Origin of the sequence: Cupriavidus sp. 2SB (assembly GCF_005503625.1) — a bacterium.
Taxonomy (GTDB): domain Bacteria; phylum Pseudomonadota; class Gammaproteobacteria; order Burkholderiales; family Burkholderiaceae; genus Cupriavidus.
Genome location: NZ_SCMX01000078.1, coordinates 23,229 through 29,228 on the forward strand (window position 1 = coordinate 23,229; position 6,000 = coordinate 29,228).

6 protein-coding genes and 1 tRNA gene are annotated in these 6,000 nt (G+C 64.7%); 5 read left to right on the forward strand and 2 right to left on the reverse strand.

All coding sequences use genetic code 11. The features are described from left to right. Window positions 1-181 precede the first annotated feature (181 nt). The gene (locus tag FFS21_RS26275) at window positions 182-448 is read left to right on the forward strand and encodes a DUF2917 domain-containing protein (RefSeq protein ID WP_137927622.1); all 267 of its coding nucleotides are present in this window, start codon (window positions 182-184) and stop codon (window positions 446-448) included. Here FFS21_RS26275 and FFS21_RS26280 read toward each other — a convergent pair. After that, window positions 405-1,346 (reverse strand): LysR substrate-binding domain-containing protein, encoded by a 942-nt coding sequence (locus FFS21_RS26280; RefSeq protein WP_137927623.1) that lies wholly within the window; start codon window positions 1,344-1,346, stop codon window positions 405-407. The two genes, FFS21_RS26275 and FFS21_RS26280, sit on opposite strands and share 44 nt — an antisense overlap. A gap of 166 nt (window positions 1,347-1,512) precedes the next feature. On the opposite strand from FFS21_RS26280, the gene FFS21_RS26285 reads away from it, so the two are divergent. Together FFS21_RS26285 and FFS21_RS26290 are read left to right on the forward strand one after the other, a co-directional pair. Further along, window positions 1,513-2,784 carry an MFS transporter gene (locus tag FFS21_RS26285; protein ID WP_249359667.1) on the forward strand — a complete coding sequence of 424 codons (1,272 nt, stop codon included), beginning with the start codon at window positions 1,513-1,515 and terminating at the stop codon, window positions 2,782-2,784. Window positions 2,785-2,902: 118 nt separating this feature from the next. After that, window positions 2,903-3,418: a hypothetical protein gene (locus FFS21_RS26290; RefSeq protein WP_137927625.1), complete on the forward strand. Its 516-nt coding sequence runs from the start codon at window positions 2,903-2,905 to the stop codon at window positions 3,416-3,418. 24 nt (window positions 3,419-3,442) lie between these two features. Here the strand turns inward: FFS21_RS26290 and FFS21_RS26295 are convergent, their stop codons facing one another. After that, window positions 3,443-3,910, reverse strand: a complete 468-nt coding sequence (locus FFS21_RS26295; RefSeq protein WP_137927626.1) for a hypothetical protein — start codon at window positions 3,908-3,910, stop codon at window positions 3,443-3,445. Between the two features lie 113 nt (window positions 3,911-4,023). Between FFS21_RS26295 and FFS21_RS26300 the strand changes: the two genes are divergently transcribed. Continuing rightward, window positions 4,024-5,586 carry a diguanylate cyclase domain-containing protein gene (locus FFS21_RS26300; RefSeq protein ID WP_137927627.1) on the forward strand — a complete coding sequence of 521 codons (1,563 nt, stop codon included), beginning with the start codon at window positions 4,024-4,026 and terminating at the stop codon, window positions 5,584-5,586. An 84-nt stretch (window positions 5,587-5,670) separates the two neighbouring features. Next, window positions 5,671-5,757 (forward strand) — tRNA-Leu (locus FFS21_RS26305). The last annotated feature ends 243 nt before the right edge of the window (window positions 5,758-6,000 follow it).

Here is a 6,000-nt window from a genome sequence, read left to right on the forward strand (position 1 = left end):
CTCGTGGAAGACAGATTTCACGGCGACGCCCATGTTAACGGACGGCCTGAGGCAATCCTGAGCGTTTTTTTCGGATGCCGTGCGCGAATGTCATGGGTGGATGCGCCATTGTTCATGGCAAGCGGTTCCGCGTGGCCCGAGACTGCAAAGGTGACAAGGACAAACGGGCAAGGAGCCTGCCATGACCTGGAACCTCTTGATCGATTCGGACTGCATCCCCGTGGCGCTGCGGGCCGGTGCGCGGCTCGCCTGCCAGGCTGGCAGCCTGTGGGTGACGGTGGAGCACGCGCAGGCCAGGCGCTCGGAAGACATCGTGTTGCTGCCGGGGCAAAGCCACTGCGTGACGGAAACTGCCACCTATTTTCTGAGCGCGCTGCGGGGCGCAGGCGCCGTGCAATGCCGCATCACCGCGCCGCAGGATGCCCGGCTGGCGCTGCGCCTGGCCTGACGCGTGCCGCTTCCTCCCGAATCCATTCCGCCACATGCCGCACGTCTTGGCGCGGCTGTTCGGTGGCATGGATCAGCCAATAGGCATTGGGGCTGGGCATGGCGGCACCCGCCGTGGTCAGCACCTGCAACTGACCGCCTGCGAGCAGTGGCTCGATCAGTTCCAGGCGTCCCAGCGCCACGCCCTGGCCAGCCAGCGCCGCCTGGATGACCTGGTCGTACTGGTTGAAGCGCAGCATGCCGCGGCGGTTGGCTTGCCGGTAGCCCTGCGCGCCGAGCCAGTTGCGCCAGCCCAGCCACGGTCGTGGATCGTCAAGTTCGAGCAAGGGCAGGCCCGCGAGCGTATCGGCCGAGAGCACGGCCGGAATGCCCAGCGTGGCATTGGCAACAGGCGCGATGGTCTCGTCGAAGAGGCGGATTGCATGCGGCGGCGCGGCCGATGCCGGGCAGTAGCGGATGGCCAGGTCGATACCGTCCGCCCGCAGATCGCTGATCGCGTTGATGGCCGACAGTCGCACATCGAGTTGCGGAAATTGCCGCTGCAGGCTGCCGAGCCTCGGCAGCAGCCAGAGCCCCGCCACGCCGATGCTGGCCGTCACGGTAACGGGCTGCCGCCCCTCGCGTTTGCGGATTTCCCCGGCCACGTCCTGCAGTTGCTGCACCGCGCCATCGGCGCTGCGGAACAGGCGCTCGCCCTCCGGGGTGAAGGCCACGCCCCGATGCTGGCGCACGAACAGGCGCACTTGCAGATGGTCTTCCAGCGCGCGGATCTGGCGGCTCATGGCAGATTGGGTCAGGCACAGGTCGTCGGCCGCCTGGGTGATGCTCATGCGCCGGCCCACGGCCACAAAGCCCTTCAAGAGATCGAGTGGAAACAGGCGGACGAGCGGAACGGACATGGTGACGGGGGCGCATCAGAGAATCGATGCGTGGGATTACAGCACGGAACCGGATCGTCAGCCATGCGTGATGGGAATGTCTGGAGGGTCGAAAACTCGTTTGAATCCGCGCCACCTTTCGCCTGAAATATGGCCATTGCCATCGCTTCACCGCAGGAACTCCGCCATGCATGCCAAGACTGCCAGACCCAACTCACTCGCTGCCGCCGAAGCGCCGTGGTGGCGCGCCACCGGATTCCTGCTGCTGGCGGCGGGGCTCGTGCTGGGCCTGTCGCTGGGCGTGCGCCACGTGCAGGGGTTGTTCCTGCTGCCGATCGTCGCCGAGCGGGGATGGACACGCGACACGGTGGCCTTCGCCATGGCCGTGCAGAACCTGGTCTGGGGTCTCTCGCAGCCTTTCATGGGCATGGTGGCGGACCGGCTCGGCTCGTGGAAGGCGATGCTGGCCGGCGTGGTGCTTTATGGCATCGGCCTGGCAGGCATGGCACTCGCGCCTTCCACGACCGGCTTTGTGGCGATGGCCGGCGTGTGCATCGGCATCGCACAGTCCGGCACCACGTTCGGCGTGGTCTATGGCGCGCTGAGCCGCATGACGCCGCCCACGCAGCGCAGCCGCATGCTCGGCATCGCCGGTGCGCTGGGCGGCGTTGGCCAGTTCCTGATGGTGCCCATTGCGCAGGCATTGCTATCAGGCGTGGGATGGCAGCAGGCGCTGCTGGTGTTCGCCGTAGTGATGGCGGTGCTGCTGCCGGTTGCGTTGCCGTTTCGGGATCGCCCGGTGCAGCCAGCGAGCGGCGCTATCGATGCCGAAGGGGACGAGCAGCCCATGGGCGCGGCCATCCGCGAAGCGTTCGGCCATTCCGGTTTCTGGCTGCTGAACCTAGGATTTCTCGCTTGCGGGTTTCAACTCGCCTTCATCGCGAACCATCTGCCGGCCTACCTGCGCGACAAGGGCATGGCGCCGGACAGCGCGATGGTGGCGCTGGCGCTGATTGCGCTGGCCAATATTTTCGGCACCTATTGCTTTGGCTGGCTGGGCGGACGGCATACGCGCAAATACCTGCTGGCGGGCATCTATCTGGCGCGTACCTCGGCCATGGCGTTGTTCGTATTGCTGCCGTTGAGCGCATGGACGCTCTATGGCTTTGCAGCCGTGATGGGATTCCTGTGGCTGGGCACCGTGCCGTTGACCAGCGGCATCGTCTCGCAGGTGTTCGGCGTGCGATACATCACCACGCTGTTCGGCTTCGTGTTCTTCGGGCATCAGTTAGGGTCGTTCCTGGGCGTGTGGCTGGGCGGGCTGGTATTCGAGCTGACGCATTCCTATGATCCAGTGTGGATGGGCGCGATGGCGCTGGGGGTGGTGGCCGCCGCGCTGCACTGGCCCATCGACGATCGCGAAGTGGTGCGCGCGCCGTGGCAGGCGGCGCGGACCTGAGCGCGCTGCGTGCATCGGCATGGCTGCTGCGAGTGGTGTAAGCTCCGCGCGAGGGCGCCGTCTGCGGACGGCGCGAACCTGCTCGAACCTGCCTGGATACGGATACGGAGGCCCCGCCATGCTCAATCGATTCTTTGCCTGGACAGGCGCCATCGCCGTGGCCATTGCGATGAGTGCCTGCGCCACGCTGCAGCCTGAAGAGACCGGCAAGAAACTGATCGGCAGCCCGCAGGCTACCGTGCGCGATACCTTCGGCGCTCCCACCGAGACATTCCAGTTGGCGGACGGCACGCAACGCTGGATCTATTCGAAGCAGCCGTACGGCTTCGATATCTACGCTGCCGATTTCGATGCGAGCGGCCGGCTGACGAACTATCGCCAGATGCTGACGGAAGCCGAGATCTACACCGCGCGTCCCGGCGTCTGGACCAAGAAAGATGCGCTGGAACGCTGGGGCACGCCGAAGGAGCCGATCCAGTACTACGCGCTGATGAAACGCGAGGCGTGGTCGTACCGCATGTACCTGCCCGGCTATGTGCCGGCCCATTTCAGCATCTACTTCGACGACAACGGCGTACTGGATCGCACGATGATCATTCAGGATGCTCGCGGCAGCGATCGCAGCAAGCGCTGATCGGGCGTTGGGTTAGCGACGCGTTCACAGCTTTTGCAATGCGGCCAGCCGGAAGATGGTTTCCCACCGGCTGGCCGCATTGCGATCCGGCACCGGAATCGCCCACTCGGCCTGCTTGTGGTGGTGCAATGCCAGCACGATGTACCAGCGCCCCTCGCGCGCCTCGGGCCTCGAATTGGCGATATCGGCAAAAATCAGCACCTCGCGCTGGCCGTTCATCTCGATCACGGCGTTCTTGCGCTCCGCATCCACCTTCAGCGTTCCCCAGTCTCCTGCCAGCGTCAGCACGCGCTCGCCGCCGACGCGCTTGCCGTGAATCGCACGGTAGCGGCGCAGCCATGCCAGGAACAGTGCGGTGAGTGCAGCCAATATGGCGATCACCGCGGCTGCACCGGCCAAGGTGCCAAAGGCGCCAGCTACGTTCTGGTAAAGGCGGACCAGGCCGTAGATAAAGGCGACGAGAATCGCCAGTCCGAGAAGAATGATGGGCACGTCGAGTTCCAGATGTGTGCGTTGAGGCGCGGCGGAGATGGGACTGCGCGGGCCTATAATGGTTCGCCCCGCCGTTGCCGGCGAGGTTTCGACATCGGCCCCGTCACGCTTTCATGCCATCGTATCCTCTCGTCCTTTGCCTGACCATTGCCGTTGTCTGCAGTGTGGGCATGGCCATTGCCGCCTGGCCGAGGCGCGACGATCCCACGGTCCGCGCGTTCCTGGTGCTCGCTGGCGGCGTGGCGATCTGGAGCGGAGGCCGGCTGCTGGAAATCAGCGAGACCGGATTGGCGGGACGCATCTTCTGGGCCAAGTTCCAATATGCGGGGATCGTCGCGGTGCCCATCGGCTGGCTCGTGGCGATGATCCACCTGAGCCGTCCACGCTTTGTCGTGCCGTGGTCGATGCTCGGCGTGCCGGTGTTTGCCGCGCTGCTCACGCTGGCGCTGGTCTTCACCAACGAGCGGCACGGGCTGATCTGGACGTCGATCGAACTGATGCCGCCCGGCGTGTCGCCCGGTGCGGTATTCCATCACGGCATCGGCTACACGCTGGTGGCCGCATGGACCTACGGCATGCTGGGCCTGAGCATGTACTTCCTGGCCACGGCGCGCGTGCCCAATGCCGCATTGTCCGTGCGCGGCCGCAACGTGCTGATGGGCGGCCTGTTCCTGCCGCTGCTCACACACATCGCCTACTTGTATCGCTGGACCGGTCCGCTCGGCGGTGACCTCACGCCGGCCACGTTCTCGCTGATGACGGTGCTGGTCTGGATCTGCGCCTTGCGCACGCATCTGGAAGACATCGGCCACTATGCGCGGCTGCGCGTCTTCGACACGATCCGCGAAGGCTGTGTGGTGATCGGCGCCGATGGCCGTATCGCCGAATGCAATCCTGCAGCCATGCGGCTATTGCCCGAGATGCGGCGCGGCCAGTTGCCACCCACGCAGTGGAACGCGGTGCTGGACGCGCCTGGCGAAACGCCCCACTACATCCCGGAGGGTGCCCAGTTCGAGTTGTCGGTGGAGCCGGTCGTCCGCATGGACGGCAAGACCATCGGCAGGCTGGTGTTCCTGCACGATATCAGCCGCTATCAATCGCGTGAGCTGGCGCTGACGACGCAACTGTCGCGCGTGCAGGCGGACCTCGACATCGATGCACTGACGGGCATCCCGAACCGGCGGTTTTTCCAGCGCGAGTCTCTGGCAGCCGTCACCCGCGCGTACGAACGTGGCCAGGAACTCGGGTTGCTGATTCTCGATGTGGACTTGTTCAAGCAGTTCAACGATCAGTATGGGCATCCCGTGGGCGACGAATGCCTGCGGCAGGTGGCATCGGCACTGAACGGCGTGCTGCGCGACGACCAGTTCTGCGCGCGCCTGGGCGGCGAGGAGTTCGCCGTGGTGCTGCCGAATTCGAACGTGGACGAGACACGCAGTGTTGCCCGCGGGCTGGTGGCGTCGGTGCGAGACCTTGGCATTCCGCACAACGGCACGCCAGTGCAGCCCTTCGTGACGATCAGTGTGGGCGCCGTCTGCACACTGCCGGAGGCGCCTCGCCTGGAGCCACTGCTGCACCGCGCCGACAGCGCGATGTACCGCGCCAAGCGCGCGGGGCGTAACCGGTATGTGCTCGACGGCAGCCTGTCCCTCGGCGTGCAAAACACCGGATTGTGACCATCGCGCGAAAAGGGCTTGCAAATTGCCAAGTCTTCTGTAGAATTCGCGGCTCGCATCGACGCAGCAATGCAGCGATACGAAGCCCAGATGGCGGAATTGGTAGACGCACTAGGTTCAGGTCCTAGCGGTGGCAACACTGTGGAGGTTCGAGTCCTCTTCTGGGCACCAATTCAGAAAACCCCCTGTTCGCAAGAGCAGGGGGTTTTTCCGTTTACGCGATTCAATTTCCTTCGGTGGTCTCCCCTCTCCCATGAAATGGGAGAGGGGCGGGGGAGAGGGCCGGAGGCTCTGCTTGCCGACCACGTAGCAATTTGTACCTCCAGCCCTCTCCCTGTCTCTTATAAACATCCTACGCTGCCGACGAAAAGGAAATATGAAATTTCGGCTGTGCTCTCTATCTAAAAAAAAAAA

Excerpts from the sequence above, each read along its gene's own strand:
- FFS21_RS26280 (WP_137927623.1), bottom strand. The coding sequence starts at position 1,346 with ATGTCCGTTCCGCTCGTCCGCCTGTTTCCACTCGATCTCTTGAAGGGC.
- FFS21_RS26285 (WP_249359667.1), top strand. The coding sequence starts at position 1,513 with ATGCATGCCAAGACTGCCAGACCCAACTCACTCGCTGCCGCCGAAGCG.
- FFS21_RS26290 (WP_137927625.1), top strand. The coding sequence starts at position 2,903 with ATGCTCAATCGATTCTTTGCCTGGACAGGCGCCATCGCCGTGGCCATT.
- FFS21_RS26275 (WP_137927622.1), top strand. The coding sequence starts at position 182 with ATGACCTGGAACCTCTTGATCGATTCGGACTGCATCCCCGTGGCGCTG.
- FFS21_RS26300 (WP_137927627.1), top strand. The coding sequence starts at position 4,024 with ATGCCATCGTATCCTCTCGTCCTTTGCCTGACCATTGCCGTTGTCTGC.